The 17,281-nt window shown below is 40.7% G+C and carries 16 protein-coding genes; 10 read left to right on the top strand and 6 right to left on the bottom strand.

Annotation, left to right across the window (positions count from 1 at the left end; translation table 11 throughout):
• Nucleotides 1-59: 59 nt before the first annotated feature.
• A complete protein-coding gene (locus tag MOJ78_RS16125) occupies nt 60-479 on the top strand; it encodes an organic hydroperoxide resistance protein (protein ID WP_304978353.1) in 420 nt (139 codons plus the stop codon).
• 259 nt (nt 480-738) lie between these two features.
• The gene (locus MOJ78_RS16120; RefSeq protein ID WP_304978352.1) at nt 739-2,481 is read left to right on the top strand and encodes an ABC transporter ATP-binding protein; all 1,743 of its coding nucleotides are present in this window, start codon (nt 739-741) and stop codon (nt 2,479-2,481) included.
• A 59-nt stretch (nt 2,482-2,540) separates the two neighbouring features.
• Here the strand turns inward: MOJ78_RS16120 and moaA are convergent, their stop codons facing one another.
• Nucleotides 2,541-3,548 carry a GTP 3',8-cyclase MoaA gene (gene moaA / locus MOJ78_RS16115; protein ID WP_304978351.1) on the bottom strand — a complete coding sequence of 336 codons (1,008 nt, stop codon included), beginning with the start codon at nt 3,546-3,548 and terminating at the stop codon, nt 2,541-2,543.
• A 29-nt stretch (nt 3,549-3,577) separates the two neighbouring features.
• A complete protein-coding gene (gene fdhD / locus MOJ78_RS16110) occupies nt 3,578-4,378 on the bottom strand; it encodes a formate dehydrogenase accessory sulfurtransferase FdhD (protein WP_304978350.1) in 801 nt (266 codons plus the stop codon).
• A 172-nt stretch (nt 4,379-4,550) separates the two neighbouring features.
• Here fdhD and MOJ78_RS16105 point away from each other — a divergent pair, with 172 nt between their 5' ends.
• Nucleotides 4,551-5,807 carry an L-lactate MFS transporter gene (locus MOJ78_RS16105; RefSeq protein WP_304978349.1) on the top strand — a complete coding sequence of 419 codons (1,257 nt, stop codon included), beginning with the start codon at nt 4,551-4,553 and terminating at the stop codon, nt 5,805-5,807.
• 572 nt (nt 5,808-6,379) lie between these two features.
• Entirely contained in the window at nt 6,380-7,180 is an 801-nt protein-coding gene (locus MOJ78_RS16100; RefSeq protein ID WP_304978348.1) for an SDR family NAD(P)-dependent oxidoreductase, read from the top strand.
• A 51-nt stretch (nt 7,181-7,231) separates the two neighbouring features.
• On the opposite strand, the gene MOJ78_RS16095 is transcribed toward MOJ78_RS16100, so the two are convergent.
• Nucleotides 7,232-7,507, bottom strand: a complete 276-nt coding sequence (locus MOJ78_RS16095) for an HU family DNA-binding protein (RefSeq protein ID WP_304978347.1) — start codon at nt 7,505-7,507, stop codon at nt 7,232-7,234.
• A 173-nt stretch (nt 7,508-7,680) separates the two neighbouring features.
• Nucleotides 7,681-7,866 (bottom strand): cold-inducible protein YdjO-related protein, encoded by a 186-nt coding sequence (locus MOJ78_RS16090; RefSeq protein ID WP_304978346.1) that lies wholly within the window; start codon nt 7,864-7,866, stop codon nt 7,681-7,683.
• Between the two features lie 139 nt (nt 7,867-8,005).
• Between MOJ78_RS16090 and MOJ78_RS16085 the strand changes: the two genes are divergently transcribed.
• The 4 genes from MOJ78_RS16085 (at nt 8,006) to MOJ78_RS16070 (ending at nt 11,122) form a co-directional block, all read left to right on the top strand.
• Nucleotides 8,006-8,365 (top strand): hypothetical protein, encoded by a 360-nt coding sequence (locus MOJ78_RS16085; protein ID WP_304978345.1) that lies wholly within the window; start codon nt 8,006-8,008, stop codon nt 8,363-8,365.
• Nucleotides 8,366-8,674: 309 nt separating this feature from the next.
• Complete coding sequence (gene liaF / locus MOJ78_RS16080; protein WP_304978344.1) at nt 8,675-9,433, top strand: cell wall-active antibiotics response protein LiaF; 759 nt, start codon at nt 8,675-8,677, stop codon at nt 9,431-9,433.
• An 11-nt stretch (nt 9,434-9,444) separates the two neighbouring features.
• Entirely contained in the window at nt 9,445-10,503 is a 1,059-nt protein-coding gene (locus tag MOJ78_RS16075; RefSeq protein WP_304978343.1) for a HAMP domain-containing sensor histidine kinase, read from the top strand.
• Nucleotides 10,490-11,122 carry a response regulator transcription factor gene (locus MOJ78_RS16070; RefSeq protein WP_304978342.1) on the top strand — a complete coding sequence of 211 codons (633 nt, stop codon included), beginning with the start codon at nt 10,490-10,492 and terminating at the stop codon, nt 11,120-11,122. Before MOJ78_RS16075 ends, MOJ78_RS16070 begins: the two co-directional genes overlap by 14 nt.
• 98 nt (nt 11,123-11,220) lie before the next feature.
• On the opposite strand, the gene MOJ78_RS16065 is transcribed toward MOJ78_RS16070, so the two are convergent.
• Nucleotides 11,221-13,668 (bottom strand): M4 family metallopeptidase, encoded by a 2,448-nt coding sequence (locus MOJ78_RS16065; protein ID WP_304978341.1) that lies wholly within the window; start codon nt 13,666-13,668, stop codon nt 11,221-11,223.
• A gap of 361 nt (nt 13,669-14,029) precedes the next feature.
• Nucleotides 14,030-14,209 (bottom strand): H-type small acid-soluble spore protein, encoded by a 180-nt coding sequence (locus MOJ78_RS16060; protein WP_304978340.1) that lies wholly within the window; start codon nt 14,207-14,209, stop codon nt 14,030-14,032.
• Nucleotides 14,210-14,346: 137 nt separating this feature from the next.
• Here MOJ78_RS16060 and MOJ78_RS16055 point away from each other — a divergent pair, with 137 nt between their 5' ends.
• Together MOJ78_RS16055 and MOJ78_RS16050 are read left to right on the top strand one after the other, a co-directional pair.
• Nucleotides 14,347-15,369 (top strand): MoeB/ThiF family adenylyltransferase, encoded by a 1,023-nt coding sequence (locus MOJ78_RS16055; RefSeq protein ID WP_304978339.1) that lies wholly within the window; start codon nt 14,347-14,349, stop codon nt 15,367-15,369.
• Between the two features lie 349 nt (nt 15,370-15,718).
• The gene (locus tag MOJ78_RS16050; protein WP_304978338.1) at nt 15,719-16,969 is read left to right on the top strand and encodes a S8 family peptidase; all 1,251 of its coding nucleotides are present in this window, start codon (nt 15,719-15,721) and stop codon (nt 16,967-16,969) included.
• Nucleotides 16,970-17,281 lie beyond the last annotated feature (312 nt).

The raw sequence follows: 17,281 nt of genomic DNA, 5'->3' as shown, positions 1-17,281 counted from the left end.
AAAGTAGTGGACAAGGTACAATCACTATGAAGGGAAAAATTTTAAAGGAGTGATGGTTAGTGAGTGATGTATTGTTTACTGCACATGCAACAGCAAAAGGCGGCAGAAGAGGTCATGTCAAATCCGAGTCCGGGTTGATCGACCATGACCTTTCGATGCCGTCTGATGATACGGATAAAAAAGGGACGAATCCTGAGGAGTTATTTGCTGCAGGATATGCGGCATGCTTTGATGGCGCTCTAAATGTTGTCGCTTCGAAAAAGAAAAAAGAGATTGAGACCAGCATAACGGCAGACGTCAATTTCATGAAGGATCCAGACGATAACGGATTCAAAATCGGAGTCGTTTTAAATGCGGAAGTGAATGGGGTTAGTCAGGAGGAAGCGGAAGATCTTGTGGAAGCAGCACATCAGTTTTGTCCTTATTCAAAAGCGACAAGGGGAAATATTGAAGTTAAGCTGAATGCAAAAGCCGTTTAAATCAATGACGAGGTTGAGCTCATTTGAAGCCAGCCTCGTTTTAAAATTGGTAAAAATCAATTATTAAGTGAAAATTATGATTCATTCCTTCAAGAAATGGTTTACAATGGAAGAACCAATAAACAAGGAGGCAATTTACATGAAAAACTTGTTAAGAAATCTAACCGTACAAACATATAAGGGTGGGACACTTACTTAATAGTAAACGGTGAACCCCCTTATATGTGTTGAAATAACTAACACAAATAAGGGGTATAACATGCAATTTCCAGTAAAAAAATTTTTCTCATATTATAAGCCGTATATAAGGTTGTTTTTTACGGTATTGGCGTGCGCTTTTATCACATCTAGCATAACTCTGGTGTATCCGTTGCTCGTCCGGTATATAACGAAAGACGTTCTCGAAGGTGACTTGACTACTGCACTAAATGAAGTGTATTGGATTGGCGGGTTGATGCTTGTTTTAGTCGCAATCCAGAACATCGGGAACTATTTTGTGGACTACAAAGGTCATGAAGTCGGTGCTCGTATGGAAAGTGATTTGCGAAGCGAGCTATTTGAACACATGCAAAAGCTTTCCTTCAGCTTTTTTGATAAAGAAAAAACAGGGCAGCTCATGTCGAGGATTACGAACGATCTTTTGCTGCTTTCCGAGCTGTATCATCATGGACCAGAAGACTACGTCAAATATTTCGTCCGATTCATCGGAGCATTTGTCATCCTGTCCTTCATCAACGCACCACTGACGATTGCAGTGTTCTGCTTCTTACCATTCTTAGGGTTCTTTTCTTTATATTTTAATAAGAGATTGAACAAAGCCTTTAGAAAGAATAAAGAAAGGATAGCGGACGTAAACGCTCAGGTAGAGGATAGTCTAGCTGGCACCCGGGTTGTAAAATCGTTTGCCAACGAGGACGTTGAGATCACGAAATTCAACCGGGAAAATGAACGTTTCCTCAATAGTCGAAAGGAAGCGTATAAGTTAGAAGCTTATTTTTACAACGGTGTTGAAACAACCATTCAATTGATCACGATCACAGTCATTCTTTTAGGAAGCGCCAGTATCGTCGGTCACACGTCGGATTTAGCAGATTTGATCACGTTTTTACTGTATATCGGTTATATGGTGGAACCGATTCAACGGCTTACTTTTATGAGTACGCAGTTCCAGGAAGGAGTCACTGGCTTCCAGCGCTTTTATGAAATTATGAGTCTAAAGCCATCCATCGAAAACAAACCGAATGCTGTGATTCTACAAGACGTGTGTGGTGAAATTGAGTTCCAGCAGGTCTCCTTCCGTTATGAAGACCATTTGGACGATGTCTTGGTTAATCTATCGTTTCGTGTACAACCTGGAGAATACGTTGCGTTAGTTGGTCCGTCTGGTGCAGGTAAAACGACGTTATGCTCACTCATTCCTCGTTTTTATGATGTAGGAGAGGGCCGTGTGTTGATTGATGGTGTTGATGTCCGTGAAATCGACCTGGAGTCCTTACGAACGAATATTGGGATCGTACAGCAGGATGTTTACCTGTTCGGGGGAACGGTGATGGAGAATATCCGTTATGGAAATCCTGCTGCGAGCGATGAGGAAGTGATGGCTGCGGCCAAACATGCCAATGCCCATGACTTTATCAAGAGCTTGCCAAACGGCTACCATTCCGAGATCGGGCAACGGGGTGCCAAACTGTCAGGAGGCCAGAAGCAGCGATTGAGTATCGCTAGAGTATTCTTGAAAAATCCACCAGTGCTCATTTTTGATGAGGCGACAAGTGCGCTTGATAATGAGAGTGAAAGCATCGTCAAGAAGGCTCTGGAATCGTTAGCGCAAGGACGTACGACCATCGTCATAGCCCATCGACTTTCTACGATCCGCAATGCCCAGCGAATTATAGTCCTGAACGAAAACGGGATCGTGGAACAAGGTATGCACGATGAGTTGATTAAACGTGATGGAGCATATGCACACCTGTATTCCAAGCAGTTTGAAGTACAAGTATAAACGTGTTATTAAAAAAATCGGCTCTCCTTAACGAAAGGGGAGTAGCCGATTTTTTTTTATTATCCGCCGATGTGGGACATCTCTATTTTAGATGAGCGTTTCGTATGTTCGGTCCGTTCTTCAGAATAGCGGTCCTGTCGTTTGCCCCAGATGTTTGAAATCAAATGCGCCATTTCTTCATCAGTTGCCTCATTCCGCATTGGCCCGCGTAAATCATAGCCTTTCGATGCGAACAAACACGTATATAGTTTACCTTCTGCAGATAATCTGGCTCGATTACACGTTGAGCAAAAGGCGTCGGTGACAGAAGAGATGATTCCGATTTCCTCGTTGGTTCTTTTATAGCGGTATCGGGTTGCCACTTCACCCTTATAATTCGGATCGATAGGTTCAATCGGCATTACCTTGTTAATTTGACTAATGATTTCTTTTTTCGGAAACACATCATCCAGCTTCCATCCGTTCGAGTTCCCAACATCCATATACTCGATAAAACGAAGGACATGACCCTTTTCACGGAAAAACTTTGCCATCGGAACGATATCGGAATCGTTAACGCCTTTTTGAACGACCATGTTGATCTTTATCCCTAGCCCTGCTTCTTCAGCGGCATCGATTCCTTTGAGGACCGTATTGACGGAAACATCTCGTCCATTGATCTTTTTAAAGCGTTCATCATCGAGCGTGTCTAAACTGATGGTGACGCGATGAAGTCCGGCGTCTTTAAGCGCTCGGGCATATTTTGGCAACAGGGAACCATTCGTCGTCATTGCAATGTCCTCGATCCCATCAATGGAAGAAAGCATCTTGACTAGAGTAGGGAGGTCCTTTCGCATAAGCGGTTCTCCACCTGTAAGTCGGATCTTTCTTATTCCAGAGGTTTTTCGAAAAATAGCTGCAAGACGTGTAATCTCCTCAAAGCTCAACAGCATATTCTTTTTCAAAAATTCATAATCCGGTCCGAAAATATCCGCCGGCATGCAATAATGGCATCGGAAATTGCATCGATCGGTTACGGAGATTCTTAGATCCCGAAGAGGTCTTCCAAGCCGATCATTGATACTCATCGTTCGTCACCACCTTTTAAATGTCATTATTAATTGTTGAGTGTAAACCGTTCAGGGTGTGTATACACGTTCATTTTATCACCACGTATAAATCCTGCAGTCGTTATATTCAGTTCCTCAGCAGCTTGAAGGGCAAGCTCTGTCGGTGCAGATTTTGAAAGCAGGATACCGACGCCGATTTTTGAAGCTTTTAATAGTATTTCAGAGGATATCCGTCCACTGAAAACGAGAATTTTATCCCGTACTGATATTTTTTCAATCAAACAGTGTCCGTAAAGCTTATCAAGTGCATTATGGCGTCCGATGTCTGTCCTAGTGACGACCATTTGCTCATCCGTACAAAGCGCTGCATTATGGACACCGCCTGTCGCTTCAAAAACATCACTCGAAGATTGCATTGCTTTCATGAGCTGAATACACTGTTCGTATGTGATCGTTTGTTTAGTTGTGGCGGTTTTAGCCGTTTTTACATCGTTTTGAAAATAAAAGGATTGCCGGCTTTTTCCGCAGCAGGATCCAATAAAGCGTTTTGTCTGACTTTCAATAGAAGGGGTTATCTTCGCGGTTGTTTCCACATAGGCAAACCCTTTACTTTCATCAATTGAAATCGAATCTATATCTTTTTGGTAATTTCGGATGACTCCCTCAGAGCCTAAGAATCCGATGACCATTTCCTTTAAATGTGTGGGTGTACATACCATTGTAGCAAACTCAATACCATTTAGCATAATAGTGAGGGGAAACTCGGTTACGATGATATCCTCTTTTTCGGTAAGCACACCGCTTCTATACGTTAAAATTTTTCGTTTCGTTGTCATATTGTTGGACATAGTATCCCTCACTCTAAAACAAAATAATTGTTGTTGATATTGGCCTATGGTAATATTTTCTATAAATCGTCAAAGTTATTGACACATTTCCAAAAAAGGACTTGATCTTTTGACACCCAGACCGTCTTCTTAGAAAAGTGACAGACCCAAAATTTGAAAAGGGGAGAAGCTTGTGTCTAAGAAAGTAAAAAATCGTTGGCTCATTGCTGCATCTGGAGTTGGAATTCACTTGTCGATCGGTTCAGTGTATGCCTGGAGTGTTTTTACAAAGCCACTGATGAATGAATTTGGTTGGAGTCTCAGTGATGTTTCCTGGGCGTTTAGTATTGCGATTTTATTTTTAGGTTTGAGTGCTGCATTTATGGGTCATTTCGTTGAAAAGCATGGTCCGAAAAAATCTGGAATGCTCGCAGCGTTGTTCTTTGGTGTCGGTTTACTTGGTTCGGGTTTTGCGATCAATATTGAATCTTTAATCTTATTGTACCTCACTTACGGTGTATTAGGTGGAATCGGGCTTGGGATTGGTTACATTGCCCCGGTTTCTTCGCTTGTAAAATGGTTTCCGGATCGACGTGGTCTTGCAACAGGCATGGCAATCATGGGATTTGGATTTGCTGCATTAATTGCAAGCCCGGTCATGAATAGTTTGATTAATTCAGTCGGTATAGCTGCTACGTTTTATATTCTAGGTGTCGTCTATCTCGCTATTATGCTTGTATCGTCAGCCTATCTTGCACCGCCACCTGAAGGGTGGATGCCAGAGGGATACGAAGAAAAGATGGCGAAAAGAAAAAACAAGACAGCGGATTTATCTCAGCTTACTGCGAATGAATCGGTAAAAACAAGCCGTTTTTGGTATTTGTGGTTCATGCTGTTTATTAATGTAACTTGCGGTATTGCGATCATATCGGTTGCGTCACCAATGGCGCAAGAAATCGCTGGGCTAAGTGCAGGTGCCGCGGCAGCAATGGTAGGGATCATGGGTCTTTTTAATGGAGCCGGTCGGATTGGCTGGGCATCGTTCTCCGATTATATAGGTCGTGCCAATGTTTATACTGCCTTTTTTGCGATCCAAATCGTCTTGTTCCTATTGTTACCTGTGACAACGAGTGCTCTGCTTTTCCAAGCAGCCGTTTTCATTATCCTTTCCTGTTACGGGGGCGGATTTTCTTCCATCCCAGCGTATATTGGCGATCTGTTCGGAACAAAACAACTAGGTGCGATCCACGGATATATTTTAACAGCATGGGCGGCGGCTGGCTTAGTTGGCCCGATCGTAGCTTCATGGATACGTGAGGTTACCAACAGCTACACGTTGACATTGTATGTTTTTGCTGCGGCATTCCTTGTAGCTTTAGCATTGTCACTTGTTGTTCGACTTGATATTAAGCGATTACGGAATCAACAAGAGAAAAAAATGGCGAGTTGAGTTTTTTTGGGGGTCGTTATCGCCCTTTCGGTTGGGAAAACTATATTCGATTATGATCGATTTTTCGGGATAAAATCAGTGTATTTTCCCAATAAACAGTTGAGGAAATCCATGCTATACTGAAGTAGACAATCCCCTTAAAACTCTGACACCGCCCATACCTTTTTAGTGCAGGCTGATCTAGCTTGCACTACTTTTTTTGCGATTTTTCCCAGATTAAAGTGTGAAAAAGAACAGGTTACACTGACAAATTCACTTTGATGATGAAAGAAGTTCTGTTAAATCGATGAAACTGTATGGGAAATAGGGGGCTGTCGAGTTAATTCAACCATTTAGAACAATAATTCGATCATTTGAGGGATTATTTCAACCATTGATAGTAAAAAGGTGTTAAACAAAGGTTCGTTTGGGTTGATTTGGTTTATTTCCACCGAACAGAGGGTAAATAAATTCTGTACACCAGCACCAGCGTATGTAAGTCATCATGATTCAGGGGGTGGCCTAATTTACAGGCCATCCCTTCTTCCTCATCACATTAGACAAACGTCCGATCTAAGTAAAGGAGTATATTGATGAGTATCTTTGCGATTGATGCATTGGAAGGTCGTCACATTCTTATCACTGGTGCAAGCGGGGGAATCGGAAGTGAGACCGCCAAAACACTAGTTAAGATGGGGGCAAAAGTAACACTGACAGGAAGAGATACGAAAAAGTTGGATCTGATAAAACAAGAGTTGCTAGAGATTACACCACCTGGGAACGTCTATATACACATAGCGGATTTAACCAATGAACAGGAACAGGAACAATTGGTAGATTGTGCTGAAAAAGAGCTAGGTATCATTTATGGCCTCGTCAATAGTGCAGGTGCTTCTGGTGGAGAGGTCGTTGAAAAGATTAACAAAGATGATCTTGAATTAATTATGGAATTGAATTATACCGCAACCGTAATGCTTTCAAAAACTGTGTATATACGGATGAAAGGAAATCTGGAAGGCAAAATTGTCAATGTTTCATCTCTATCTGGTTTACGTGGGACGTATGGGAATACCGCATATGCAGGATCAAAATTTGCATTAATCGGTTTTACCCAGTCATTTGCGTTGGAAGCGATTCGAAATGGTATAAATGTAAATGCTGTTTGTCCAGGTTATGTAAATACCGCAATGGCGCGAAAGGCAATTGAGGCAAGAGCGAAACGAAACGGCCTGGAATATGAAGAGCAGCTTAAACAAGCAAAGGAGGAAATTCCCTCTGAACATTTAACAGAACCAGAAGAAGTTGCAAGTACAATCGCATTCTTGTTGACGGATGCGGCACCGAATATCGTTGGGGAATCCATTAAGCTATCTGGTGGTAGTGTAATGCGCTGACATGCTTTTTAATAAATGAAAAAAGGGCTGAACCAAATCAGCCCCTTCCCCTTAAGCACGAACGGCTTCTTTTAACTGTTTACCAGGCTTGAAAGCAGGAGTTCGCGTTGCGGAAATCTGAATGACTTCCCCAGTTTGTGGGTTTCTGCCTTTTCGTGCCTGACGCTGACGGACTTCAAAACTACCAAAACCGATTAACTGTACATTTTCTCCGTCAGTCAGTTTTTGGGTAATTGCGTCAATTACCGCGTTCACTGCGGTTGTAGAATGTTTCTTAGATAAGCCAGTGCTTTCAGCGACTTGTTGGATAAGATCACGTTTGTTCATGTGTTTACCTCCCTATATTTTCTGGGTATCAAAACATTATGTATCTACCATTCTTACCGCAATTTAAAAAAGTATACATACTATAAAGATTTATCTAAATATTATTACTGAAAGCATACAAAAAAGGGTAACCCAATAAGATTACCCTCAAATATATTATAAATGCTTTAAACCTATTGTAGCTCAGGTAAAATACGGACTTCACTCTCCATAGGGGAGCTACAGAGTGGACAAGATGGACTTGAATCAAACGTGAGCCCGTCCCTCATCCAACCAGAACAATCAGGATTCGAGCAACTCCATACTTTAGTTTCTACTTCAGGAATGGGCTCTTGTTGGTTTTTAGAAAAAAACGCCATGTCTATTCCACCTTCATTTTTTAATGTATTTACTTTAAGTATACCCTTTTCTTGAAAATAATATAGGAAAAGACACTCAGAACATCTCATTTTGTTTAAAATAGCCTCATATAATTACATAAAACAGAGGAGGAAAAGGATGGAGCTCTCCTACCAGCGAACTATCAATTATGCACAAAGAAGCCTTTCAACTTTTTTCAATGAGTACCGAGTTTTCTTTGAAATATACCGGATTCGGGGATGGGTTTGGAGTGTTTTCACACCATTCATCATCTTCGTACCCGTCTATTTATGGTATGCGGCGTTTGACCATTTTAGTTTTGCCTCGATTATACAATTTGGATTAAGTGTAGTTCTATTGCTTACTTGGATTTGCTTGCCTGCCATCTTTTTATATCTTAATTCGGATCGACATATCATCGCTAAAATATGGTTTTGGGCGTGGACTGGGCTGATGCTTGTATCAATCGTCTTATGGGGTATGTGGCTGAACGGTTAATCCTGTGGGAAAAATATGATTGAATTATGAATAAGGAAATGCGAAATCCAACAAGACACAATCAAACTATAACAAGCATAAGGGATAGCCCTTTAACTGGGCTATCCTATTTTTGTATTTCCGTCTTAGGTCGGAGACGAAAACATTCTTCGGATTGTTAAATTCTTTTTCGTTACACGGTATCCTTACTTTACAAGAACGGTTTTTAAAGTGTGGAAAAGAGGGATTTGTCAGGTTTTGTCTAAATGGTATAAGCAGACCTTTCAATCTCAGAAAATAATTAATATAAATGGTGTGAGGTGGTTCTCGATGAAAATTCGATCCGGTGGGCAGTTTGTATTTGCAGTGATTTTCGTCCTAGTAGGAATTATGTTACTTCTTGTCAATTTAGGTATTATTTCCGTGGAAATAAATGAAGCAATCTATTTTTTGTTCCCTTTTGTCATCGCGATATTAGGACTAAAGTTGCTTATTGAGTCGATTTTCAGCAAATCAAGACGCGGTTCCTGGTTTTGGGGCTTAATCTTAACAGCTTTGGGATCTTTGCTCATAGTAGATCGATTCGGTTACATTGACTTTGATATTCAAGACATTTGGAAGCTATGGCCGATCCTCATCGTTTACATTGGGTTGAAAATGCTTTGGGGACGTGGGTCGATCCATTTCAAACATGAAAAATGGGGGAAAGCGAAAGGTAAGCGTTCGAATGTTGGGAATTTAGTTACTGATGTATCGATGAAAGACGATAACTGGCAAGTAGAACCTATTGAAGAGTGGAATGGTGTTGCGGACTATGACTTTGATTTCACGAAGGCATTTATACCGGATAAGGACACGCCGATCAATCTCTCAGGCTGGGTTGGGGACATTAAGATATTCATACCTGAGGATGTTGAGTTTGCGGTTACTTCGAATACAAAGGTAGGAAGTATCAAGATCGGCAACTATAAAAAGGACGGTATGATGAAAAATTCAACCTATAAGTCAGAAGGCTATGAATCAGCAACTCGTAAAATAACATTTGATTTTAGTTTTAAAGTATTAGATTTGCGTATCAATAGGGTTTAGGGGTGTTGGAAATGAATAATAAACAAAGTGGTGTGCGTGCTACAATCTATCGAACGCACCTGCTTACGTCCGTGTACACAACAGTACTTGTCTTTTTCTTATTCCAGATTTTCTACTACTTCAACCCAGATGCAAATCGCATCTATGTCAGTGTAGTTGTGTGTATTGCAGTGTTCCTTCTATCACTCGTTTTAGGAATGTATTTTAGTTTTAAAAGGAGTCAGGACCTTATTGATCGTTTAAATGAAATACTCGTCGGTGTTGCGAAGTTGTCCCGCGGGAACTATGAATACCGAATTGAGGTCTTAGAGCTAGACGAAATTGGTACGATTTCTCATGAAATTAACGAGCTCTCAGAAAAAATCGAGAAGCAAGTACAATCCTTACAAAAACTGGCGAACGAAAAGGCGAATTTGGCAGAGAAGGCTCATACGGCTGCAACGATTGAAGAACGTCAACGGTTAGCACGTGACTTACATGATGCGGTCAGTCAACAACTATTCGCGTTAAATATGATGTCATCTGCTGCTTTTAAGCTTTTCGACTCTAAACCCGATGCTGCAAAAGATCAGCTTGAGCAAGTGGTTGAACTAGCAAATAAAGCACAGGGCGAGATGAGGGCTCTTCTTTTGCATCTTCGTCCTGTAGAGTTATCGGGAGAATCATTGAGTGAAGGGATTAAAGGTCTCGTAGCTGAACTAAGGAAGAAATCCGGAATCGAAATCGAATCTGAAATAATGGATACACCTGAGCTTACCCGTGGGATTGAAGATCATTTATTTCGTTTGGTTCAAGAGAGTCTTGCAAATGCATTGCGCCACTCCCGAGCAAGTAAACTGACAATCAATTTGCAGCGAACCGAGCGGCATATCCTTTTACATATTCGAGATAATGGAATTGGATTTGATCCAAATCAAACGAGAAAGACGTCTTACGGATTAAAAACAATGCAAGAGCGATGTGATGAAATTGGCGGCACTTTTTCTATAAAATCAGCAAAAGATCATGGGACGACAATTGATGTTCGCGTCCCGATTCAGATGGGGGATGAGGTTAATGGAAACAATTAAACTATTTCTTGTTGATGATCACGATATGGTTCGTCGTGGTCTAAGCTCGTACCTGATTACTGAGCCGGCATTCGAAATTATCGGGGAAGCATCCAGTGGTAATGACGCGGTACAAAGGGTTAGAGAACTTAAACCTGACGTAATCTTGATGGACTTAATTATGGAGGACGGGAATGGAATTGAAGCGACGAGGGAAATAATAAAGTTTCATCCCAATTGCAAAATCATTATTCTAACGAGCTTTTACGATGATGAACAGGTGTTTCCTGCGATTGAAGCTGGCGCATTCAGCTATGTGCTCAAAACGGCATCAGCTGAAGAAATTACGTCAACAATCAAAAAAGCATATACAGGGGAATCTGTTATAGAATCCAAGGTTGCACAAAAGATGATGAATCGGTTCAGGGGAAGCCAACGTTTACCGCACGATGATTTAACACCAAGGGAGCGAGAAGTGCTTATATTGATCGGTGAAGGTAAGACGAACCAGGAAATCGGCGACACACTTTTTATTGGAATTAAGACAGTAAAAACGCACGTCAGTAATATATTAAGTAAACTGAACGTGACGGATCGGACCCAGGCTGCAATCTATGCGAATCGAAACAATCTTACTTAATATGTAAGTGGGGATTACCGAAATACACAAGCATCTTCTATATATCCCTTTTTATAATCACAAAAAAAGCGATGGCAAAAGCCACCGCTTTTTTAATGCTATTCGATTGGTGCTTTGAAGCTTGTTTCAGGATCGTTTTCCTCGGCTACAATTGAGTTCTCGCCTTTCAGTAGCGGCTGGTCATTATAATAAGCCACTTGATCGATATGGTAGCCATATGCAGTGATCATGTAATCTGATACAAGATTTACAGTGATTTCGTCTCCATCAACAGTGACCCAGAATGATGATTTGGTTCCATCATGCTGTGAAATGACGTTTCCGTTTTTATCTTTTACATATACGAAGTCGTATCCAGCTTCTGTTTCAAATTGAGAGAAGTGGATGGCAACCTTTTGTGCTCCAGGCTTCGAATACGTATGACCGCTATTGTAATCATTCGGGTAAGGATGTGGTGTATCGGCTGTAGCCGTTTCATAATACCACTGTGCAGTACTTGATGAATCGGATGGATACGTTACGTTCAATGCATAAGCAGTGGTTGTGCTTGATGCACCGTTATATCCAACAGCTTTTACATAATAAGTTTCTGTGCTTGATGCTGAATAAGAGATTGATTCACTTGACGTACCTGCATTTTCCGATTGAGCGACTAAACTACCGTTACTGTTGTACAGGTATACGTCATAGTCGCCAGGTAGATTTGAAAGGCTTACAGAAATGTTTCCTGTACTTGATGTATTGAACTTATAATAGTCAACATCAGATGACGACCAAATAAAGGAGTTATAGTTTGTACCGCTAGTTAGTGGACCATAGGCTGCACTTATTGAGTCATTTGGTTCATACGTGTCACTAGAACTTGAACCACCAATCCCGACTGCTGAATATCCATCGGCAACAGCTTGATATTCTACACTGCTTGACCCATACAAATCAGCAGCTGATTGCAGTAACGCACTTCTAGCATCGTTAAAATCAGATTGAGAAGTTAAGTAAGTCGTAAGGGCCCGATAGTAAATATCCCCCGACTTGTCTAAACCGATGTCACTTCCGATGTAGTAAAACGCCTTGTTTGGAATCCCGCTGTTTGTATGGACACCACCGTTATCTTCAGATGTGTAATAATAGTCATCCATGTGATCAGGCTGATTATATGCAGGAGGGTTTGAAATGCTTCGTAACGCATCCCCTGATGTACCTGGTGTATACACATCTTCTCCTAATAACCAGTCAAAATCACCAGCGCCGGCCTCTACGATTACAGCGAAAACATCAGACATCGATTCATTCAATGCTCCTGACTGATCCTGATAAACTAGATTTGCAGATGTATCGGTCACAGCATGTGTCAATTCATGAGCCACAACATCTAATGAACCAGATAATGGATCGAATGTGCTTCCGTCCCCATCACCATATACCATTTGTGAACCATTCCAGAAAGCATTGTTGTAATTATTTTCATAATGGACTGTGGAAACGATGTCAGATCCATTACCATCATAGCTGTTACGATTATGTGTGTTATAGAAATAATCATAGGTCACACCAGCATTATAATGAGCATCAACAGCAGCACCATCAGTAAAATAATTATCTGAATCTGTTACATCGCTACCTGGAAGTGATGTACCATTGTTTGCTGTGTACGTGCGAATAATTCCATTCATTGGTTTCGTAGTATCATAGAGATAATACGTACCATTTTCCAACCATGTATTTAATGTCTTCGTATCACCGTTCACACCAACACCAGAACCAGTCTCAGCACTGTGCTGTAGTGCATTATAATGATTAACTACTTTTCCATTGACAGCGCTGACAAATACGAACTCTCGCCCAGCAATCGGGTTAATATATTGTAATTCGACTAAATAGACCGGAAGCCAATGGCTTTTGTCTTTATAGAGATATAGAACAGCTGTCGGTTCAGCAGTATAACTTTCCTCAGTCGGAATAAAATCTAGAACCTTTTCTGCATTTTTAACTGCATCTTCCTTTGAAACTTTTACTCTCTTATTCCACTTAACATGATCTAGTTTTGGCTCTACTTGTCCATTGATGGCAACAACTTTTCCGTCCGTGTTCGTATGTAACGAAAGTTCTGCTCCATAAACAGGTATGTCATCTACTGTGAGCTGAGTTTTATAATGAGTCATCCCTAGCTCATCCTTTTGGACATCTACTACTTGAAAATCACCAGCTTGCAAATCAAAAAGTTGTTTATGGTTCTCCAAGTATTGAAGGACCTCAGCTTTAGAATTGACCACTTTGTCTGATAAAACCCCAGAGACAAAGTCTGGAATTCCCCGTTGTTGATCCCAAGAAACCTTCAGCTCTTTCTTAGAACTATTTTTGTCATACCCATGTAGAATTTCGAGTTGTTTTTGTTTCTTATCAATCTTGTCATTCTTTACTGTTGCGGCATTACCGTCCTGTGGAAGTAAAGAACCGCTAAATACAAGTGAAAGTGCTAAACCAAACGTAACCCCCTTTTTCCTGAATTTTTTCCTCGCGTTGTTTTGCATAAAACTGTATTTCATTTGGTCACCCCTTTTTATTTGGATACCAAAAGTATAAAAATATTCCGAAAATTTATACAATAGGTAATTACAACCATTTATGTCGGATTAGCGAGTTAAATGGTTCATAGGACCTATTTTTATGGAGAAATTTTGTTCTTTGCTTAACAAAACAAAAAAGAATACATTAGGAAAATAAGGGTTTTAATTAATGTATCACTGCTTTTATCGGTTGAATTAAAAACCTAGTTAGAAGATAGGATTAACAATGAGGGGGTCTTTTTCACTAGCAAAAAAGAGGTGGATTCAACAGAACAATTTAATGTTTTGTCGGAATCCGCCTCATCTAACAGATTAAGGGTATTTATTTTTTTATATCCATTTACAGTTCATTTAATTGTGTCACATTTACCGTCATTTCGTTTTCGGGTTCATTTTTCAAATAAACTCGTGCCGTATGTCCAGCTTCATCGACTTGTTGGATCCAAATCGGATTGCCTTGATAATGAACCATTATTTCTTTCGGCGATTCGAGGATTTGTTTTGCTCTTCCAGCATCCATTCGTTTCCACTCCTTCATTAATTTCTCACCATATTGTTTGTAATGTTAAAAGTTTTATGCGTTTTTGTGCTACTATAAACGTGAGATGAAATGATACGGCGAAGGATTATAAACCTTAATAAAGGCAGATGAGTTTCTTGAATGAACGATATTCCAGACAGATTTTATTCCAATCTATCGGTCAAACAGGTCAGGAAAAGATTGGCAAGAAGCATGTATTACTAATTGGAGCTGGAGCGTTAGGTACCAGTAATGCTGAGATGCTTGTAAGAGCAGGAGTTGGCAAGCTGACCATAATCGACCGTGATTATGTTGAATGGAGCAACCTCCAGCGGCAGCAGCTCTATACCGAACATGATGCTGAGCAGAAGATGCCTAAAGCGGTTGCTGCGAAAAAACGGTTAACAGAAATAAACGGTGAAGTTGTCATTGATGCTCGAGTAGAAGAGACGACCCCACTAACCATCGACAACCAAATTATTGGAGTTGACCTTATCCTGGATGCCACCGATAACTTCGAGACACGGATGCTCATAAATGATGCTTCACAAAAATGGGATATTCCATGGATTTATGGTGCATGTACAGGGAGTTATGGGCTGACTTTTACGATTATCCCAGGGCAAACTCCTTGCTTAGCTTGTTTACTAGGCAAAATCCCTTCTGGAGGAGAGACGTGTGACACAGCAGGAATTATCTCCCCGACCGTTCAAATGGTTACCTCCTATCAAATGACCGAATCATTGAAAATATTAGTAGAGGATTGGGATTCGCTTCGAAACACGGCAGTCTATTTTGATCTTTGGAACAACCAACACATGAATCTTCGTGTGGCATCTCACAAGAGTCCGAATTGTACTTCATGCGGTAAGGATCGTCTTTATCCATTTTTAAATGCAGATTCAGCTTCTAAATCAACGGTTTTGTGTGGTAGGGATACAGTGCAAATTCGTCCGTCACAAGGACAACTACAAGATCTTTCATCACTAAAGCAAAAGCTTGGAAAGGTGACAAGGAACCTTTCAAGTAACGATTACTTAATCGAGGTTGAATTGGAGCAAAAACGTTTTGTCATTTTTCAGGACGGTCGAGTTCTTATTCATGGTACAAAGGATGAAAAAGAGGCGCGTGCACTCTATCATCGTTATATTTCAGGATAACAATCAGAAAAATCATAAAGTTGAAATTGCTATAGGAGCTCATCAACAAGATGGGCTTTTTAATGTTGGGAAAATCAGCCTAGAAAAGCATTGTTTTCAATAGGTATTTATAAGCTATTTTCCCAATACAAGCCTTCTTACATATATGGTATCCTTAATATTGAAAATTCTGAAAAGTGGTAGGGGGAGGTGTCGAATCAAAGAAAAGAATTTTCGGACAAAAGTTTGTCTTTAAAGTTTTTAACCTCTTAGTATCCATTGACCTCTAGGTGTTTTGCCTCATGAAACCATCCTTGAATCAACTTCTCAGTAATCCAAATATTTAAATAAATAACGGGGAGAGAAGAAAATGAAAAGATTATTTTCTTTGGTTTTAACGGTTGTATTAATGGTTTCTATCTTTGCATCAGGAGCATTTGCAGCAAATGTTGAAAAGGATCAAACTTCGGAAAAACTACGTGTACTGATTTCCTCAACGAATCCACATGCTAAAAACGAGGCGATGTCCAAATATGGAGTAAGATGGAATTTCGACAATAAAGGATTTACGACGAATGTTACCGAGCAGCAGTTTGAAGCTCTTCAGAAAAATAAAAACTTGGACGTCTCTTTGGTTAATAAAGTATACCTGGATCGTGTTAGCCAATCCGCTTCTCGAAGCGCGGTTCCTTCCGATCAAACACCTTGGGGAATGGAAGCGATGTACAATGATTCCTCTTTACAGGCAACAAGTGGAGGAAGCGGTGTACGAGTTGCCGTACTTGATACGGGAACATACACTGAGCATGTTGACCTAGCTGGAAATGTGGAACAATGTAAGGACTTCAGTTCCAATCGCTCTCCGATTTTAAACGGACAATGCAGTGACAAAAATGGACATGGTACTCATGTTTCCGGAACAGTACTAGCGAATGGTGGAGCTGACGGACAAGGTGTTTATGGTGTTGCACCTGAAGCAAAGCTATGGGCTTACAAAGTACTTGGTAACAGCGGCTTTGGTTATTCAGATGACATTGCAAATGCAATCATGCATGCGGCTGATGAAGGTAACAGTTTAGGTGTACATGTTGTTATTTCCATGTCCTTAGGATCTAGCTCAAAAGATAGCTTAATTGCGGATGCTGTGACGTATGCAATGGACAATGGAGCTCTTGTTGTAGCGGCTGCGGGTAATGACGGACCGGATCCAAACACAATTGGATACCCTGGTGGTCTAGCAGATGCGGTTGCAGTAGCAGCACTTGAAAATGTACAAGAAAATGGAAACTATCGAGTTGCAGACTTCTCTTCTAGAGGAAATCCGAATACAGATGGAGATTTCGTCATTGGTGAAGGTGATGTAGAGGTATCAGCACCGGGTCGTGCAATTGAATCGACTTGGAAGGATGGCGCATATAATACAATCAGCGGTACATCAATGGCAACACCTCATATTTCCGGCTTAGCTGCTAAAATCTGGGCAGCGAATCCTACTATGTCAAATGACGCTTTACGTACTGAACTTCAAAACCGTGCAACAGCGAATGACATCAGTGGCGGACTTTACGCAACAAGCGGAGATGATATTGCTTCAGGCTTCGGATTTCCAACAGTCCAGTAGCTCAACTTAATATTACAATGTAAGAGGGCTGATCCACAATGGGGTCAGCCCTCTTACTTCATTCCGCAGTAAAATTCCTGTCTGGCAGTGAATTTCTCGATTTTGCAGTAAAATCCCCAATTTCGCGGTAATTTCTCAATTTCCACAGGGATAATCAAGATTCCTCAGATATATCAATTCCAATCATGCCATGGATTCAGATTCTGTCCACTCAATGGCCCCAAATCTTCAAAATCTGAATTTCCCCTATAAAAAATCCAATATTCAGGTACATAAAACTGATTTCTTCACTCATAAATATTGAACTTCGTC

It is taken from the genome of Alkalihalobacillus sp. AL-G (assembly GCF_030643805.1).
Lineage (GTDB): Bacteria > Bacillota > Bacilli > Bacillales > Fictibacillaceae > Pseudalkalibacillus.
This window is presented reverse-complemented; position numbering and strand designations above follow the sequence as displayed.

Excerpts from the sequence above, each read along its gene's own strand:
- MOJ78_RS16060 (WP_304978340.1), bottom strand. The coding sequence starts at position 14,209 with ATGGATGCTGGAAGAGCAAAACAAATCCTCGAATCGCCGAAAGAAATA.
- MOJ78_RS16095 (WP_304978347.1), bottom strand. The coding sequence starts at position 7,507 with ATGAACAAACGTGATCTTATCCAACAAGTCGCTGAAAGCACTGGCTTA.
- MOJ78_RS16050 (WP_304978338.1), top strand. The coding sequence starts at position 15,719 with ATGAAAAGATTATTTTCTTTGGTTTTAACGGTTGTATTAATGGTTTCT.
- MOJ78_RS16065 (WP_304978341.1), bottom strand. The coding sequence starts at position 13,668 with ATGAAATACAGTTTTATGCAAAACAACGCGAGGAAAAAATTCAGGAAA.
- fdhD (WP_304978350.1), bottom strand. The coding sequence starts at position 4,378 with ATGTCCAACAATATGACAACGAAACGAAAAATTTTAACGTATAGAAGC.
- moaA (WP_304978351.1), bottom strand. The coding sequence starts at position 3,548 with ATGAGTATCAATGATCGGCTTGGAAGACCTCTTCGGGATCTAAGAATC.
- MOJ78_RS16120 (WP_304978352.1), top strand. The coding sequence starts at position 739 with ATGCAATTTCCAGTAAAAAAATTTTTCTCATATTATAAGCCGTATATA.
- MOJ78_RS16090 (WP_304978346.1), bottom strand. The coding sequence starts at position 7,866 with ATGGCGTTTTTTTCTAAAAACCAACAAGAGCCCATTCCTGAAGTAGAA.
- MOJ78_RS16085 (WP_304978345.1), top strand. The coding sequence starts at position 8,006 with ATGGAGCTCTCCTACCAGCGAACTATCAATTATGCACAAAGAAGCCTT.
- liaF (WP_304978344.1), top strand. The coding sequence starts at position 8,675 with ATGAAAATTCGATCCGGTGGGCAGTTTGTATTTGCAGTGATTTTCGTC.
- MOJ78_RS16070 (WP_304978342.1), top strand. The coding sequence starts at position 10,490 with ATGGAAACAATTAAACTATTTCTTGTTGATGATCACGATATGGTTCGT.
- MOJ78_RS16075 (WP_304978343.1), top strand. The coding sequence starts at position 9,445 with ATGAATAATAAACAAAGTGGTGTGCGTGCTACAATCTATCGAACGCAC.
- MOJ78_RS16100 (WP_304978348.1), top strand. The coding sequence starts at position 6,380 with ATGAGTATCTTTGCGATTGATGCATTGGAAGGTCGTCACATTCTTATC.